The sequence below is a fragment of the Cohnella cholangitidis genome, assembly GCF_014107495.1.
Taxonomy (GTDB): domain Bacteria; phylum Bacillota; class Bacilli; order Paenibacillales; family Paenibacillaceae; genus Cohnella; species Cohnella cholangitidis.
Genome location: NZ_CP041969.1, coordinates 5,411,028 through 5,425,684, shown reverse-complemented (window position 1 = coordinate 5,425,684; position 14,657 = coordinate 5,411,028). Strand labels below are relative to the sequence as shown.

The following is a 14,657-nucleotide window of genomic DNA, read 5'->3' as shown; positions in this document are numbered from 1 at the left end:
GCGTTGTTTCGAAGATAAGACCAGGAGGGAACGGGCGGCGTTGATCGGCTTCGCGACCGCTGGCTGGCTCACGGCTGTGCTCGTTATTCTTTTTCCGAATCTCCCCGGACCAATCGAATTGTTCAACCGTGTATGCAAACCGCTAACCGACGGGGTTAGGTGAGGAGGGTTTGGCCGATGGTGGAGAAAGGAAAGATTTCCGCGGCGCAGCTTGGACTTCTTTTTTATGCGGTTTCCGCCTACGACGGCATCTTGTTTATTCCAAAAATTACGGGAAAGGAAGCCGGGCGCGATTTGTGGTTGTCACCGATCTGGGCCCACCTGCTCGGTTTGCTCTTCATACTTGCGATGCTCTGGCTTAGCCGCAAGTTTCCGAAGGAAACGATTATCCAGTACAGCGAGCGGTTACTCGGATCATGGCTGGGCAAAGCGGTGGGCTTAGCCATTGTTTTTTACGGCATTAATCTGACTTCTGTCATCTTGAGGGAGTATGGCAACTTCATTTCGGTCGTCTTTTTGCAAAAACGCCGGTGCTAGTCTCCATGGGGGGTATGATGCTGCTAGTGTCCTACGCGGTCAGGGGAGGAGTGGAAGTTTTGGGGCGCCTGGCGCAGCTGTTCCTACCGTTCACATTCCTCGTGTTCGCACTGTTGATCATCTTGTCGATTCCCGAATGGGACGTAAACAATATGTTACCTATCATGGGCAGAGGAATCGCTCCTTCCGCCAAGGGGGCAATCATCCCGTTCAGTTGGTTTTCCGGCTATATTTTGCTCGGACTGTATATTCCGTTCGTTTCAAATCAGCTGAAAGTGAAGGCGTACACCTTAGCTACCTGGTTCACGCTGATGATTACGTTGTCTGTCTCCGGGCTCGTATCCATCTTGCTTTTCGGCAAGCATGCCAGCACATTGAATTATCCGTTCATTGAAGTCGTTAGGTATATCGGCGTAGGTGAATTTCTCCAGCATATCGACGCTTTACTGCTGGCCGTTTGGCTCCCCGGTACGTTCATTCAACTGACTGCCTATTTGTTTTCGGCAGCGTTGGGGGCGGCCCAATTGCTCGGACTTAAACAATACCGTTCGCTAGTATTCCCGATTGGTTTGCTTGCACTTGTTATGAGCATGTGGGGGCCTTCCGGCGTAGACGAATTCGAAGAGTACTTGGGAACGAGCCATGTCGTGCTAGACTTCTTGAACATTGCTCTCGGAATGCTCCTGGTCATAACAGCATGGTTTCGAAGAACCAATTACAAGTAAAGCATGGATAAGGGAATCAAAAAAAGGAGGACATTGAATAGTCTCAATTATAATTATTGACTTATGCGGGCTACGCTATTGAGCTCATCTGAGAAGTAAATCATTGAGCTCGTGCTTGAATATGGTTTTTCAAGGGAAGAACCGTTCACCAATCGACTGGCTATCTATCTCAAAACAATACAAAGGCCCTGTCAACGGGGCCTTGTGCCGTACTGCTATTAGTTTTGTCACCTCGGATAGCATAGGAAGTAACTATCCTTATGCAATTGCTTGTCCTTCAGATACAGAACGCTGTCGCATATCGAAAGAATGCGTTGTCATACGTGACCATTACAGCGCTCTTGTCTAACTCAACTTTACTAAGCCGATCCCGTCCTCACATCTCATCGTCATGACCGACATAGAGTTCGCCTGTAATTTGCTAAGGTCCCTCTTTCGGATTTACACCCATTCAAGGGCCGGCAAAATATCCTTCTGAAGCTCGCACATTTCGTCGATCATCGCGCACGCTTGATAGTAGGTCGGTACCTGCGGGTCGAGCAGAATCGCTTGCAGCAGCTTCGTCTTCGACTTCTCGACGAAAGCTTTGAGCAACAGCTTGGAAATCGAAGACATTGTAAGGAACGGCTATACCGGAAATATGGCCGAATGGGAAAAAAACATTTATGAATTGTTGGAGCGCTGCCCTAATAATCTAGAAGATCTGTATCGGTTTGCCTGTACTATCTTTTGCTATTTCAATACCACTACCCGTACGCATTCCGCATCCTCCACATGGCTTTCGGATGCCTGCGGCGACCTTTTCATGTCTCTTGAATCTCATCAAACGTCCCTCAAGGAGATTGTAAAAAATCCATTCTCAAATCTCTTGGGAATCTTTATCATCTCGATTTGCCCAAAAAAGAAGAATCGGAAGACCCTCATGATTATATCGTGTTCTGCAAAAAGTATATCAAAGAACATTTTAATCAATCTATCGGTTTCGCGCAGATTTCCGCTCTGCTGGGACTGTCGCCTAATTATTTGAGCACCTTGTTCCGAGAATCGGAAGGCATTTCCTTCATTAAATATCTTACCAAGCTGGGAATGGAATATGCTGCCAGTCAGTTCTACCATAATCCTGACTTGAAAATTTCAAGCGTTGCCGAATCCTGCGGATATATGAATTCAAAACATTTTTATTATGTTTTTAAGCAATATTTTAATCAAACGCCAGGCGAATACCAGAAAGCTGTTCTTGAAGCCAGGATGCATTAGGATGTGCAGGAAGGACATATCGAAAGGAACTCAGCAAAACAGTACACTTCACAGCGAAGTGTAGCTCTTTTCTAAAAGATTGTTGCTTATCGGGAAAGTGATATAATTAAACCAGAACATTTGTTTGCACAGGATGAATGAACAATGGACTGGCGTTCCGTTTATGGTGATTTTAGCGATTTGCCAAAACCTGAACAACTTCGATTATTCCAAGCGATACAAGAAACTCTCTTTCCTGAACCCAAAGAAGATATTGCCAACATGGTTGGCGACATACAAGAAGTTCGTTTCAGCGGAGGCTTGGCTTGTGTTCACTGTGGAAGTATAGCCATTAAACATGTTATTAGAAATGCATCGTAATGGACGGTTGTTATTTGCGAACCGTTAGTCATATGAAGAGGTGAAGTTATGGTCGATTATGATAAGATAATGGATACCATTTTGAACCGCTATGTTAGCAACCGACTCGTACTTGGGATTGACGGGCTAAGCCGTTCTGGAAAGACCACATTTGTAACGGAATTGGGAAACAGGCTGATTCAATACCAGAAACCTGTTTGCATCTTCCACATTGATGACCATATTGTGGAACGCAAGAATAGATATGACACTGAATTTGAGCAATGGTACGAGTATTACAACCTTCAATGGGATGTTGAACTTTTGCGTAACCAGTTATTTTCAAAGTTAAACCATGCAGAAGTCGTAGAACTTCCCTTCTACAACTCCGTTGTGGATAAATTAGAAATAAAGACCGTTACTATACCAAACAACTGCATTCTGATTGTTGAAGGTGTGTTTCTTCAACGACCAGAGTGGCGAGACTTTTTTGAATTCATCGTGTATTTGGATTGCCCAAGGGATAAACGATTCGAACGTGAATCTGCATCTGCCAAGGAGAACATCGAAAAATTCAGGTCAAGGTATTGGAAAGCGGAAGACTTCTATTTGGATTCGATAGCTCCGTTAGCCAACGCCGATATGATTATTAGTTCCTAAAGAATATCTAGTTGAACCCATCGTCAATAGCAACAATTTTTACGAAAAGAGCCTATATATTATATCTGCATTTCTAAATGGTTTTTCTATTTCAAGGTAATGTTCTTCTCCTGGCCAATATCTGCTTTTATACTTATTAATTATTGCATGATTATCTCCGATATATGAATCTCGGTTTAAGACTCTCTCATTCCTTAATTCAAGAGGACAGTCCAAAAAAATAATAATATCGTAAAATTTCCTCCATTCTTTTCTTTGTAGAAATATACCTTCAATAAGAACAATACTATCAGTTGGTACTGTAACTTCTTTATTCGAAATTGAATCGGTAGATGTATCATAAAAAGGTAAAACGATACTATGATGACTATTGTGTAATACTTCAAATAGATTGGTTGTTAATTTATTAAGATTCCATTGTAAGTAATAATATTCATACCATTCCTCATGTCCTGTTTGGTATCGTTTATTTTTCTCAACGATATGGTCATCAATATGAATAATGACTACCTTACAGTTATTATTATTTAATTCTTGTTCAAGTTTTTCTACTAATGTCGTTTTTCCTGCTCCACCTAAACCATCTATTGCGACTATAAAGGGACGGTCTTTAGACGACCGCGTTGAATATTGAGATAGCAATTTTTCTGTGAGCTTCTTATCGGACATTACTTTATCCTCCCTTTCGTTAAATTTGTTTTTTCAAGGTATCAAAGATAATCTCATAATGAGTCGTGCCACGTTAGGAATCCCGCAACCCGTAACTAAAGAGTTCCTTTAGCCGAGAATGTAAAAGGAATCTCTCCATCAGAGTAATAGCGGATCGCCTTACCCTTTTTTTCAGCGTACTCAATCTCTTTTCTTGTACTGTTGCCAATGTAACCATTAACATCAATTACGAAGATTTCGTCAGAGATATCAATCTTTCTAAAATGAAGATTTCCAAGCAACTCAGCTTGTTCTTCAGTGATTTCAAAACCTTCACTTTGCTCAAAGAAGGCTACACTAATCACAATGTTTCCCTGGAGTGTAAGAAATGCATTGGCTTGTTCAAATTGCTCCTTGAACTTTGTAGAACCGCATAATGTAATTATTTTCATAAGCATACCCTTCCTGAGCCGTTTAAAACGGTTTTTCAGACCTATATCATATTGGTGACCCAAAACCTAGCCCTCTTTCGAGAGGGGGCTTGATTTTTTTACTTGTGATACGGTTCACCATATCATCTATAAAGCGAAATTAAAAGGCTCCCGATTGGGTGCCCTTTAGGTGCCCGTTTCTCTAAAACTGTGCATGCAAAATAAATTCCTGAAGGGAAGTTTAATGTCAGGCGAGGAATGGAAGTATTGGGCGCCTGGCGCAGCTGTTCCTACCGTTCACATTCCTCATGCTCGCACCGCTCCTTCCGCAAGGGGTCCATGAGATTATGGCATGATTGACACCCAAATGTGCGAGATCGGCATGACGATCAATAGTGCGGGGAGCATATTGGCCACCGGGAACAGCTTGATTCCGCATATCCGGAAGCCCGCTGCCAGCATGATGATTCCCGCAACTGATGTAAAGTCGGACATCATAACCGGGGTCGTCAAAGGTATGATCATGCTCGCGCTAAAATACAAAACGATCATGATGGCAAACTGAGGTACGGCAATCGTTATGACAATAACTCCTAATGACGCCGCAAAGATTACCGCTGTAAAAAAATCAAGGAATGACTTAGTAAATAGTACCGTTGCATCTCCAGTTATCCCTTCATTTAAAGCGCCAAAAATACCGGTGCCGCTGGCGCAAAACAACACCAGTATGCCGACAAACTTCTCCATAAATTCCATTCGATCTTGACTCCCGGAGTTCTTGAACATTTTTTCAATGGGCTTTTGAACCAGCGTAGCGCAATGTTCAATCCCCTTCTCAAATTTTATGAACTCACCAATTATGCTTCCTAGAATTAAGGACAGCACAACTGCCGGAAGCGTGCTTAATTTTACGATATAGCTAAGCCCCATCGCCATGGAAGCAAGACCGAATGTAAGCGGAAGCGCCATACGCAATCTTTCCGGGATTTTTTGACCTAAAAGCGCGCCTATCATGCCTCCAATCAAAAGGGATAGGCTGGACGCGATAACACCTACAGGCATGTTCATCTTATTTTTTCCTTTCTTTCAAAGCAACGGAGCGGTGCCTGCGGATGAGTGATTTTCAAACAGAAACGGAGCAAATAGGGAGATGTTTCTCCTGCTTGCCCCGTTTCTTATTATTTATTTTATATTTTAAAGCTTGAAGCGCTTTACCAGTTCATGCAGGTATCTTGCCATATTAGCCAATTCCTGAGAGGAAGAGGAAATCTCCTCAATCGAAGCCATTTGTTCCTGGATTGCAGCGGAGTTTGTCTGTGCGCTGTCTGCGGAGTGGATGGCATGCCCGGATAGCTCGTTAACGGATGCAGCCGCTTGCTCCGTGCTTGCAGAGATTTGCTCAGATACTGCCGAGATTCCCTGAATCTGTTGGATAATATTAGAGGTCGACTTCTCGATATTTGAGAAAGCCGCTGCTGCCTCCCTGCTGATTAGGATGCCTTCCCTGACTTGATTCGTCACATCACCATTCATTTTATCTTTGGATTGTTCTATCAGATCAAACATCTGCGTGATCGAAACATGGATCCGCTCTGCGGATTGTCTGGATTGTTTGGAAAGCTTGCGCACCTCTTCAGCTACAACAGCAAAGCCGCGACCCTTTTCTCCTGCACTTGCAGCTTCAATGGCTGCATTCAATGCCAGCAGATTGGTTTGATTGGCGATTTCAGTGATGGATTCGTTCATCCGTCTTGCTTCCCCGGACAGTTCGCTTAATCCATTGATGATTTCCATGCTTTGTCCAACTGCGCCAAGAATACGGTCCATCTGAGCTTGAACCTTTTCAATGGTTGCATTACCTTTCTTTACGTCTCGTTCGTTTTTCTCGGTCGAATCCACAATCGCTTCTGCCGACTCGGCAATTGCCGCAACGCCTTTCGCCATCTCATCAACTGCAATTGCCGTTTGTTGTGAAAATTTCGCTCCGTTAGTTGCGAGTTCAGCAGATTCCTGCATCGTTTCAGTGACGCGCTGAATCGATTGTGCCGTTTGCTCTGTACTTGCATGAATGGTTAAGGAGGAATCCGTCAAGCGAGTTGCAGTCATGCTGAGCTCCCGGACCATCGATTGCAGTGAATCTGTCATCTCATTAAAAGCTTCCGCCAATATACCGAATTCATCCGTGTTACTCATGTCCACTCGACTAGTCAAATTTCCATTGCGTACGGCCATCGTACCTTCCCGCAGTTTTCTCATTTTCAACATGAACAAACGCAGGATGATAATCATAATAATGGCAGCAATCAGTATTGATATTCCAATAACCATTAGAGCCTTTTTCAGAATCGGCTCGGCAGCGGCATCATAATCAGTGATGTCCAGCATCCCGGTTACCATCCATCCGGATAAGGGTTCTACGGCGGTGTAGACGTCCAAAATGATCTTATCCAATTCCCCGTTGTCACTTTGCGCATGCGAATAGGATATATTTCTAGCCTCATCCAATACAGGTTCTTCTAATAGTGGAAGCGGAGAGGAAAGCGTTCCCGATTTAAAGAATCCCGAATCGAATACGAATCCTGAACCGGAAACGATAATGTTTTGGGAATCTGACACGATCAACGTTCCCGTATCTCCGATACGGGTTCTTGTCACATGCTCAGCCAGTTTCCGAATATCAACTCTTACCTGTAAAACCTCTCCGCTTGAAAGCGAACGGGAAAGGGCAATGGTCGTCTGGCCTGTTACTTGATCCACAAGCGTATCGGAGATAATAGATTTTCCTGGATCCTGACTGGCTTTCAAATACCACTCCGTTACCCGGATGTCAGCGGATTTCTTTACATCAGCAGGGGGAGACGGTTGCTCTGGTGAACCCGGATTTACCAATTGTTCTTCTGGCGAAGGGGTGGCGGCATGCATTTGTTGCAGCATGGCAGCCTGTTGCCCCTCCAAAGCATCGAAGTATTCTTGGGTAGTCGATTCAATGACGATTCCATTCTTTTTCACCAATCGAATGGACACAAGATTCAAATAGCGTGTTTCTGTCAATATTGCGTCCAGTTGACTGCTTCCGAGAGAATCCCCCTGTTGCTCCAACCGTGCCGCTAAACCTTCAAGAGTGTTCATTGCCGATTCAATCTGCATATGCAGATTGCCGCGTATCAAATCAAGTTTAGAATAAATGGAATCCTCTATTCGATTCTGAACCTCTTCCTTAGCGGTTTGATATGAAATGTAGCTGACTAAAAAGCTTGGAATAATGAGCACCAGCACAAAAGCAAGGATCATTTTGGTTCTCATCATGTTGAGTTGTATAAGCAACTGTTTTCCCAAGGTTCTTCGTTTTTTCCATATTGCTGCCATAAGTCAACTCCCTTAACGTCTTTATCCAATTGGGGTGCGCACTCATGCCATGCAGCAATGTTTCCGGCAACGTCACGATTGATTATACGCTAGAATAATGGCTTCATAGTTCAACTCGGCAGTAGTATCAATTAAATAGTTCGCTTCGAACAAATCAGCGGCATTACCGATACCAACAGAGAACATCCCAGCAGCGTTAATAGCCTGAATGCCTGCTGCAGAATCCTCTATACCAATACAATGTTCATAAGAAACACCGAAGTAATCGGCAGCATTCGTGAACGTCTCCGGGTCCGGCTTGCCTTTTGAAATCCTGGCAGCATCCACAACGTAATCAAAGGTCTCTTCCAAATCCAGTCTTTTCAGGACCTCAGGCGCGTTTTTGCTCGCAGATCCTATTGCCAGCTTCAGATTTTCCTTCTTCAACTTCTTGATTAACGGCTTGACCCCCGGAAGGACATCCTTAGGGCTGAGGCGCGCGATATACGATTTATAGTGTTCGTTTTTCTTCGCGGCAAGCCTGTTTTTTTCTTCCTCTGACATATTCGCGAGAGTCGGATTCAAAGCGAGAATACGAGTCAAAGATTCGATACGGCTCACGCCTTTTAGCATTTCGTTAAACTCTCTATCGATGGTCACCCCAAGCTCTTCAGCTAACTGTTTCCAAGCGAGGAAGTGATATTCCGCGGTATCCGTTATGACCCCGTCCAAATCGAATATAATCGCCTTTGGCAGCTTATTCATTCTCCGATTCCTCTCCGCATGTATGGTTCTGTATCTTTAAGTTGCTCAGAAACAAAGTCAATTTCTGATCTGCTTCATCCACTTTAGACAAAGATCAAACCATGTTCCAAGGCTTAAATGACCAACCTGATCCCCAGCCTTTACTGATTCGTCACCAAGCGACATTCCATGCTGGCCTTTTTCGAATAGATGCAGCTCACAGGGCACCTTTCGCCGATACAGTTGTTCAGCCAGTCCGAGCAGGTCCGTCGCCGGTATGACCATATCTTCATAAGTACCCCATATGAATGTTTGCGGCATCTCGTCATGGAGATACTGAAGTAAATTTAACGAGTCGATTTCGTCATCGGTTAGATTCTCTTTGCCCATCAGAATTTCTTGAATATTTGGCCCTCTAAAATCAGGCATCAACCCCTTCTCCATCAACTCGATAAGAAAAGACGGCGTTTCTGTAGGCCGTGCCTTAAGCGTAACAGCCGGATAGCCTAGAATAAGACGATTGGGCTTGATCTCCTCTGAAGTTAATCCAATCTCGCTTGTAATCACAGGTTTCCGATAGTTCACTCCCAGGCTAAGGGCCAGATTTCCCCCGGCCGAAAAGCCCGCAACCGATATATTATCGGGATCGATCAGCCACTCCTGCGCATTCTCCCTGATAATCGACATCGCCTTGGCCAACTCCCTTAAAGCAGTCGGAAAAGGATTATCGATCTTAATGGAGTAAGTTAACACAAATGCATGGTAGCCCGCCCTTGCATATGCAAGCGCAACCGGCTCTCCTTCATTATGAGAAATGATCGTGTATCCCCCGCCAGGACAAATGACTACTGCCGGCCGAACCAGATTCTTCCGATCATATTCGCCATCATCCAGCACATAAGTCGTTAAGGTCGCCTCAGAATGCTCAAACAGCTTTAGTTTCTTATGGATCATTTTCTACACCCCACTATAGTCTTGTATCCCATCGGTCACAGAATGGATCGACGGGACTTACTCCTTTGAATGTCGATTTTCCCATCAGCTTGTCAATAAGCAATGGAAGAGTGAAATCATTGACTCCATAAGTGTTAATGTACGTTTTGACTCGCGGCACATCCAACAAATGATATGGATTCTCGGTTGATATAAAAATCGTAGGAATCGAATTCATATAAATCGGTACATTGACGCCCATAGGATTCATCCATTCAATACGTACAGTCGTCTGATTAGACTTGGTTGCCAGATTGCACAAATAAATGATCAGATCGTATTGCTTGGTCATTTCATCGAACGACCTCTGCAGTCCCTCGTATACCCCATTCGTCTCAAACCTTGCGACTTCAAACCCCTGTGCTTCAAGCTGCGATTTGAAGTTCTCAGCCACGCTGGTTCTGATGTACCCCAGTGCGTTGGCTCCACTCTCAATATCGTACAGCAATATGCGGCCAAACTTGGACGGAGATATGGGGAGGACGCCCTGCTCTTCTTTCACCAGCGTAATGGATAAATCCGTAACCTGTTTGGCAATCTCTTGATGCTCGGAGTGTCTCAGAATTTGGTTAGCCTGCTCAAGCGAAGGAATGTTATTCTTCTTGTGCAGTTGCAAGGCAGCCTTCAGACCCAATATTCTTAATACTGCTTCATCCAGGCGTGTCTGCGACAACCAGCCTTTAATGAAGCCTTCCTTCATAAACCGAACATCTTCCTCAAGGTTTTTCGTAAACAAAAACATGTCGCAGCCATATTCAATAGCCTTCGGCACCAATTCATTTCTGGCCATAGAAATATTCATGCCAGCCATGGTAGAAGCATCCGTAATAATCAATCCGTTAAAGCCCATTTTCTCTCTAAGCAGATCGTTCAGCAGTTCTTTTGCGAGAGATGCGGGAAGGATTTCCTCATCTTTAAGCAACGGATTCAACCGCTTGGAATAGTAAGGCAAAGAAATATGTCCGACCATGACCGTCATGGCCCCTTGATCTATCAATTCTTGATAGACGGTACCAAAAGTCTGATCCCATTCCTCCGGGGACATTGTATTGACTGAGGTCAATAAGTGCTGATCCCTCTCGTCCACGCCGTCTCCGGGAAAATGCTTGATCGAGGTTGCCATTTGTTCTTCCTGACAACCTTTTACATATGCCGCGCCCATCGCTTTGACCTGCTCTGGATTACTGCCGAAGGTACGAGTATTGGTAATAGGATTCCGAAAGTTATAGTCAACATCAACAACAGGGGCAAAGGCGTAGTTTGCTCCGACAGCCGAACCCTCTTTTGCACAGATTTTCCCTAACTGATAGGCGTATTCGGTATTGTTAGTAGCCGAGACGGCCATGTTGGAGCCGATTTTAGTCCCATCCGTAGTAATGCCTGAGCCTCCCGCTTCCAGATTAGCCGCAATTAATAGCGGAATCTTGGATGACGACTGCAGAATGGATACGGTCCCCGTCACACTTTCCTTATCCATGGATCGGCACATTAGTCCTCCGATTCCAATATCCTGAGTCAAGTTCTTCAAAAAGGCCTCATCCTGCTTATATCCGACCATAAAAAACAATTGCCCCAATTTTTCGTCCGTAGTCATTCCGTCGAAGGTTGCTTCCACCCAACCGAGGTCTTCATCCTGCAAATAAAACGGCTTCTCCCTAAGCTTTTGAATGTTCATGCCTTATCTCCCCCCAACCTGGCTATTTCACTTCACTTGTCGATGAAGGAATGCGTTTCAATTTCCCGAACAGGCCTTTAATGACATGCTCATTTGTGGTTAATCCCATGAAAACAACAATAAACACACCCAAATACACGGTTTGGATCGCACTATCGATACCTAATACAACCATGCCGTAGGATAATGCATTCATTCCAATCGCGCCTGCAAATATCCCCAGCGCCATGTTGCTGAAGCGAGCCAAATACAGACCGACAAGCACAGAGCCCATGGAGGAGAACATCAAGAAGGTTGAACTTAAATTATTAGCTGGCGATACAAGAACGCTCGACGCGTTAATCACTGCCGCTAGTCCCAGCAAAATCCCTACAACCAAATAGGTTAAAAGGATATTTTTCTTCTCCTTAACCCCCATATTGACAGCAAGCCGCGGATGGGCAGACAATGATTTCGTGTCATAACCAAATTTGGTATAAGTCAAGAGGTAATAAAAGATCAGCATGGTGACGGCCAGCAAAATATATAACCATGGACTTTTAGCAAAAATCGTTAGGTGAGGATACATGAACAGCTGCGTTCCGGATCCGTCAAATATCACCCCGGACATCGCTTCATATACCATGACGATTCCAAGCGAAACAATAATCGTCGGAACCCTCAACAACAAGTAAAGAACGCCTTCAACCATACTAAGTACGATTGCTACTCCAATTGTCAGGATTAGCAGCATGACAGGCCCGAGCCCCAGGTCAATGGCTAAATTCCCTCCAATAATGCCAGCCAGTATAATGATAATCCCCGGTGCAAAATCCCATCTTCCCCCGGAAAGCGGGAGTGCAATCGCATACGCAATTATTGTAGACAAGACACTGCCTCGAATAATGCGATCGAAAGCTCCTTCCGATGCATAGCCTGATTCACCGGTTATCCAAGTAAGTATGAGAAGGATCAAGTAAACGAGGATAGGAAATGAAAATGTCTTTATCAGATTGATCGTATTCGTGGCGACTCTGCCTTTCATATCCTGCTCACTCCATTAAATTGGTTGCGGGGGACATCCCCCCGCAACCAATTTCATTATTGTCTCGCTTGCTTAATTTCGGAAACCGTTCGGCTCGTTAATTTTTGCAACCCTTCCCAGGTTGCCTGCTCGTTGAACGTCAACATTTCTTGTTTCAGCTCTTCCGCTGTCACCGAGCCTTTAGATTTATCCGCCGGAATAACGTAAGCTTTAAAATCAGAGACGTCCTCTGCCGACTTCATGGTCACATAATTGATGCTTCCGTTCGGCTTCCAGTCCGTATATTTATGACCATTGATGCGATCATATAGTTGAGCAAAGACATCGGCGATGGACTGGCTGTAATTGTTGGTTCCAGCCATTAATACCGTGCCATTCTCCAACGCGGCTTCAGTTGAGTCGTTATAACCGAGCGCCAGTACTTTCACGTCAGGCTTGGTGCTGTCCAGCACTGCAGGATAGACAAAGTCCATACCGGAGCCCAGTGCAAAAATAGCATCAACTTCACGATGTCCGGACATGATTTTTGTTACTGCATCCACCGCATTCTGAGGTAAAAATGAATGATATTCAGGATCATATACGGTAACGGTATCGTCTAGCTCGCCCATCTTGGCGTTAAATCCGCTGATGATGGCGGGTGCATCCAGAAACGCAAAAGCCGGGAACGAAGTGATCGCAATATTCTTTACACCCTTTTCATGGGCCTGTTCCGCGTATGCCGCACCGATCTCGGCAGCATTCTCTCCAAACTGCTTAACGCCCCCAACGAAAAAGTCGCTTTTCACGTTCTCATCCGCTTCACCAAGCGCTACAGCATAATAAACCCCGGCATCTTCAGCGAGCCTCACGCTTTCTTCCAGTGCTGTATCGTAGCCGCTGATAACTCCGTCAACTCCGGAAGCCAGGAGGTTTTCCAACCCGGTAATATGCTCCTCCTCACTGGTACCAATAGTTGCATACTTGAATGTCACATTGAAATGCTTCTCCAAATAACTACTGTACGATTTAATCTCCTTGCCTTGAATGTCGGTGTAGTTATACAACATAATTCCAATCGTAGCTTTTTTTCCATCATTCTTTGCAGCGTTGCCGCTTTCGTCATTCACGTTTTTTTCATTGTTTACGTTATTGCCTCCACAACCGGAAAGAACTATGCTGAACACCAGGACTACAGCAACAAACACCAACGTCAATTTGCTTTTTTTCATCGTTATGAACCTCACTTTTTAATATTTTGCAATACTTGGACGACTATCTTGGAACAACCTCCGAATTCGGTCTCCTAAGCAGCAGAAACACAACAACAAGGAAGATCAAACCTTTCACTAAGGAAACCATCTCTGTAGCTACCCCCACCATAACCAATCCATTGTTAAGAAGCACATAGGTGATGGTTCCGACGATCGCCGAACTCATTTTGGACTTGCTGCCCCCATTGAGAGCAAGACCGCCGAGCACGAGAGCCACAATGACATCCATTTCCAGGCCGGATCCGGTATTTTCACTTATGGTTGATGATCTGGCTAATGAAAACAGAGACGCGTATCCCACCAGGACTCCTGCAAACAGATAACCGATCATTTTGGTTTTCTTGATCAACACTCCGCTCTGCATGGACGCTAAAGGGTTATCACCTATTGCGCGGCTCTGCTTGCCTATCTTCATCCAATTAAATAAGACCAATCCGACGACCCCGATAACGATCAGCGATATTAAAATGAAAGTTTGATTGCGAAACATATCCAATGCCGAGGAGTCTTGGAGCTTGATCGCCTCTACAGATGTAGATACCCGATAGGTGACGATCCCCCGCGCAATAAACATAATCGCAAGGGATGAGATCACGGACATAAGACCAAACTGCACAGCAATCATGATATTAATGAAATAACAAGATACAGAGACCACGATTGCGATTAAGGCTGCAACATAGAGGGGGGCGCCTGCATTCATAGCAAGAGCTGCGGACATTGAACTTAGCGCTGTTACGGCGCCAACCGAAATGTCCATGCCACCGTGCGAGAAAACAAATACTAGACCTATGGAAACGGTAAACAAAACAGCCAGTTGCCGAATAATTGTCTTCACGTTGAAAGAGGATAGCAGGTTGCCGTCCGTCCAAACAGTAAAAAGCAGCAGTACAAACACTAGGCCTAAATATTGAATGATCACGTTTTTGTGTTTTTTTATAAAAGTGAACATCCTGATACCCAGCCCATCCGTTCTCGGCGCTCTTTCCTTCGTTATTTCCAATTCCTTCACCACCATTTCGAATT

The 14,657-nt window shown here is 44.7% G+C and carries 13 protein-coding genes and 2 pseudogenes; 4 read left to right on the top strand and 11 right to left on the bottom strand.

Going from position 1 to position 14,657, the window contains the following annotated elements:
- Nucleotides 1–177 precede the first annotated feature (177 nt).
- Nucleotides 178–1,262: pseudogene (locus tag FPL14_RS24875) on the top strand (GerAB/ArcD/ProY family transporter).
- Nucleotides 1,263–1,703: 441 nt separating this feature from the next.
- Here the strand turns inward: FPL14_RS24875 and FPL14_RS24870 are convergent.
- Entirely contained in the window at nt 1,704–1,877 is a 174-nt protein-coding gene (locus FPL14_RS24870; protein WP_229263659.1) for a hypothetical protein, read from the bottom strand.
- Between the two features lie 276 nt (nt 1,878–2,153).
- Between FPL14_RS24870 and FPL14_RS24865 the strand changes: the two genes are divergently transcribed.
- The 3 genes and pseudogenes from FPL14_RS24865 (at nt 2,154) to FPL14_RS24855 (ending at nt 3,518) form a co-directional block, all read left to right on the top strand.
- Nucleotides 2,154–2,519, top strand: a complete 366-nt coding sequence (locus tag FPL14_RS24865) for a helix-turn-helix transcriptional regulator (RefSeq protein WP_182300256.1) — start codon at nt 2,154–2,156, stop codon at nt 2,517–2,519.
- A gap of 144 nt (nt 2,520–2,663) precedes the next feature.
- Nucleotides 2,664–2,855 (top strand): annotated as a pseudogene (locus FPL14_RS24860) (IS1595 family transposase); the annotation flags it as partial.
- A 72-nt stretch (nt 2,856–2,927) separates the two neighbouring features.
- Nucleotides 2,928–3,518 carry a kinase gene (locus tag FPL14_RS24855; protein WP_229263658.1) on the top strand — a complete coding sequence of 197 codons (591 nt, stop codon included), beginning with the start codon at nt 2,928–2,930 and terminating at the stop codon, nt 3,516–3,518.
- 39 nt (nt 3,519–3,557) lie between these two features.
- Here the strand turns inward: FPL14_RS24855 and FPL14_RS24850 are convergent, their stop codons facing one another.
- The 10 genes from FPL14_RS24850 to FPL14_RS24805 all read right to left on the bottom strand — a co-directional run bounded on the left by FPL14_RS24850 (nt 3,558) and on the right by FPL14_RS24805 (nt 14,649).
- Complete coding sequence (locus tag FPL14_RS24850; RefSeq protein ID WP_182300254.1) at nt 3,558–4,187, bottom strand: kinase; 630 nt, start codon at nt 4,185–4,187, stop codon at nt 3,558–3,560.
- Nucleotides 4,188–4,282: 95 nt separating this feature from the next.
- Nucleotides 4,283–4,618 carry a hypothetical protein gene (locus tag FPL14_RS24845; RefSeq protein ID WP_182300253.1) on the bottom strand — a complete coding sequence of 112 codons (336 nt, stop codon included), beginning with the start codon at nt 4,616–4,618 and terminating at the stop codon, nt 4,283–4,285.
- A 324-nt stretch (nt 4,619–4,942) separates the two neighbouring features.
- Complete coding sequence (locus FPL14_RS24840) at nt 4,943–5,665, bottom strand: DUF554 domain-containing protein (protein ID WP_229263657.1); 723 nt, start codon at nt 5,663–5,665, stop codon at nt 4,943–4,945.
- Nucleotides 5,666–5,791: 126 nt separating this feature from the next.
- Complete coding sequence (locus FPL14_RS24835) at nt 5,792–7,963, bottom strand: methyl-accepting chemotaxis protein (RefSeq protein ID WP_182300252.1); 2,172 nt, start codon at nt 7,961–7,963, stop codon at nt 5,792–5,794.
- A 72-nt stretch (nt 7,964–8,035) separates the two neighbouring features.
- The gene (gene pgmB / locus FPL14_RS24830) at nt 8,036–8,707 is read right to left on the bottom strand and encodes a beta-phosphoglucomutase (RefSeq protein ID WP_182300251.1); all 672 of its coding nucleotides are present in this window, start codon (nt 8,705–8,707) and stop codon (nt 8,036–8,038) included.
- 57 nt (nt 8,708–8,764) lie between these two features.
- The gene (locus FPL14_RS24825) at nt 8,765–9,640 is read right to left on the bottom strand and encodes an alpha/beta hydrolase (RefSeq protein ID WP_182300250.1); all 876 of its coding nucleotides are present in this window, start codon (nt 9,638–9,640) and stop codon (nt 8,765–8,767) included.
- 13 nt (nt 9,641–9,653) lie between these two features.
- Nucleotides 9,654–11,354 (bottom strand): glycoside hydrolase family 3 protein, encoded by a 1,701-nt coding sequence (locus FPL14_RS24820; protein WP_182300249.1) that lies wholly within the window; start codon nt 11,352–11,354, stop codon nt 9,654–9,656.
- 22 nt (nt 11,355–11,376) lie between these two features.
- The gene (locus FPL14_RS24815; RefSeq protein ID WP_182300248.1) at nt 11,377–12,378 is read right to left on the bottom strand and encodes an ABC transporter permease; all 1,002 of its coding nucleotides are present in this window, start codon (nt 12,376–12,378) and stop codon (nt 11,377–11,379) included.
- A 56-nt stretch (nt 12,379–12,434) separates the two neighbouring features.
- Complete coding sequence (locus FPL14_RS24810; protein WP_182300247.1) at nt 12,435–13,589, bottom strand: sugar ABC transporter substrate-binding protein; 1,155 nt, start codon at nt 13,587–13,589, stop codon at nt 12,435–12,437.
- A 43-nt stretch (nt 13,590–13,632) separates the two neighbouring features.
- On the bottom strand, nt 13,633–14,649 hold the full coding sequence (locus FPL14_RS24805; protein WP_182300246.1) for an ABC transporter permease: 1,017 nt from the start codon (nt 14,647–14,649) through the stop codon (nt 13,633–13,635).
- Nucleotides 14,650–14,657 lie beyond the last annotated feature (8 nt).

Bases quoted from the DNA above. Each gene is read 5' to 3' on its own strand.
- FPL14_RS24870 (WP_229263659.1), bottom strand. From the start codon at position 1,877: ATGTCTTCGATTTCCAAGCTGTTGCTCAAAGCTTTCGTCGAGAAGTCG.
- FPL14_RS24855 (WP_229263658.1), top strand. From the start codon at position 2,928: ATGGTCGATTATGATAAGATAATGGATACCATTTTGAACCGCTATGTT.
- FPL14_RS24850 (WP_182300254.1), bottom strand. From the start codon at position 4,187: ATGTCCGATAAGAAGCTCACAGAAAAATTGCTATCTCAATATTCAACG.
- FPL14_RS24845 (WP_182300253.1), bottom strand. From the start codon at position 4,618: ATGAAAATAATTACATTATGCGGTTCTACAAAGTTCAAGGAGCAATTT.
- FPL14_RS24840 (WP_229263657.1), bottom strand. From the start codon at position 5,665: ATGAACATGCCTGTAGGTGTTATCGCGTCCAGCCTATCCCTTTTGATT.
- FPL14_RS24835 (WP_182300252.1), bottom strand. From the start codon at position 7,963: ATGGCAGCAATATGGAAAAAACGAAGAACCTTGGGAAAACAGTTGCTT.
- pgmB (WP_182300251.1), bottom strand. From the start codon at position 8,707: ATGAATAAGCTGCCAAAGGCGATTATATTCGATTTGGACGGGGTCATA.
- FPL14_RS24825 (WP_182300250.1), bottom strand. From the start codon at position 9,640: ATGATCCATAAGAAACTAAAGCTGTTTGAGCATTCTGAGGCGACCTTA.
- FPL14_RS24820 (WP_182300249.1), bottom strand. From the start codon at position 11,354: ATGAACATTCAAAAGCTTAGGGAGAAGCCGTTTTATTTGCAGGATGAA.
- FPL14_RS24815 (WP_182300248.1), bottom strand. From the start codon at position 12,378: ATGAAAGGCAGAGTCGCCACGAATACGATCAATCTGATAAAGACATTT.
- FPL14_RS24810 (WP_182300247.1), bottom strand. From the start codon at position 13,589: ATGAAAAAAAGCAAATTGACGTTGGTGTTTGTTGCTGTAGTCCTGGTG.
- FPL14_RS24805 (WP_182300246.1), bottom strand. From the start codon at position 14,649: ATGGTGGTGAAGGAATTGGAAATAACGAAGGAAAGAGCGCCGAGAACG.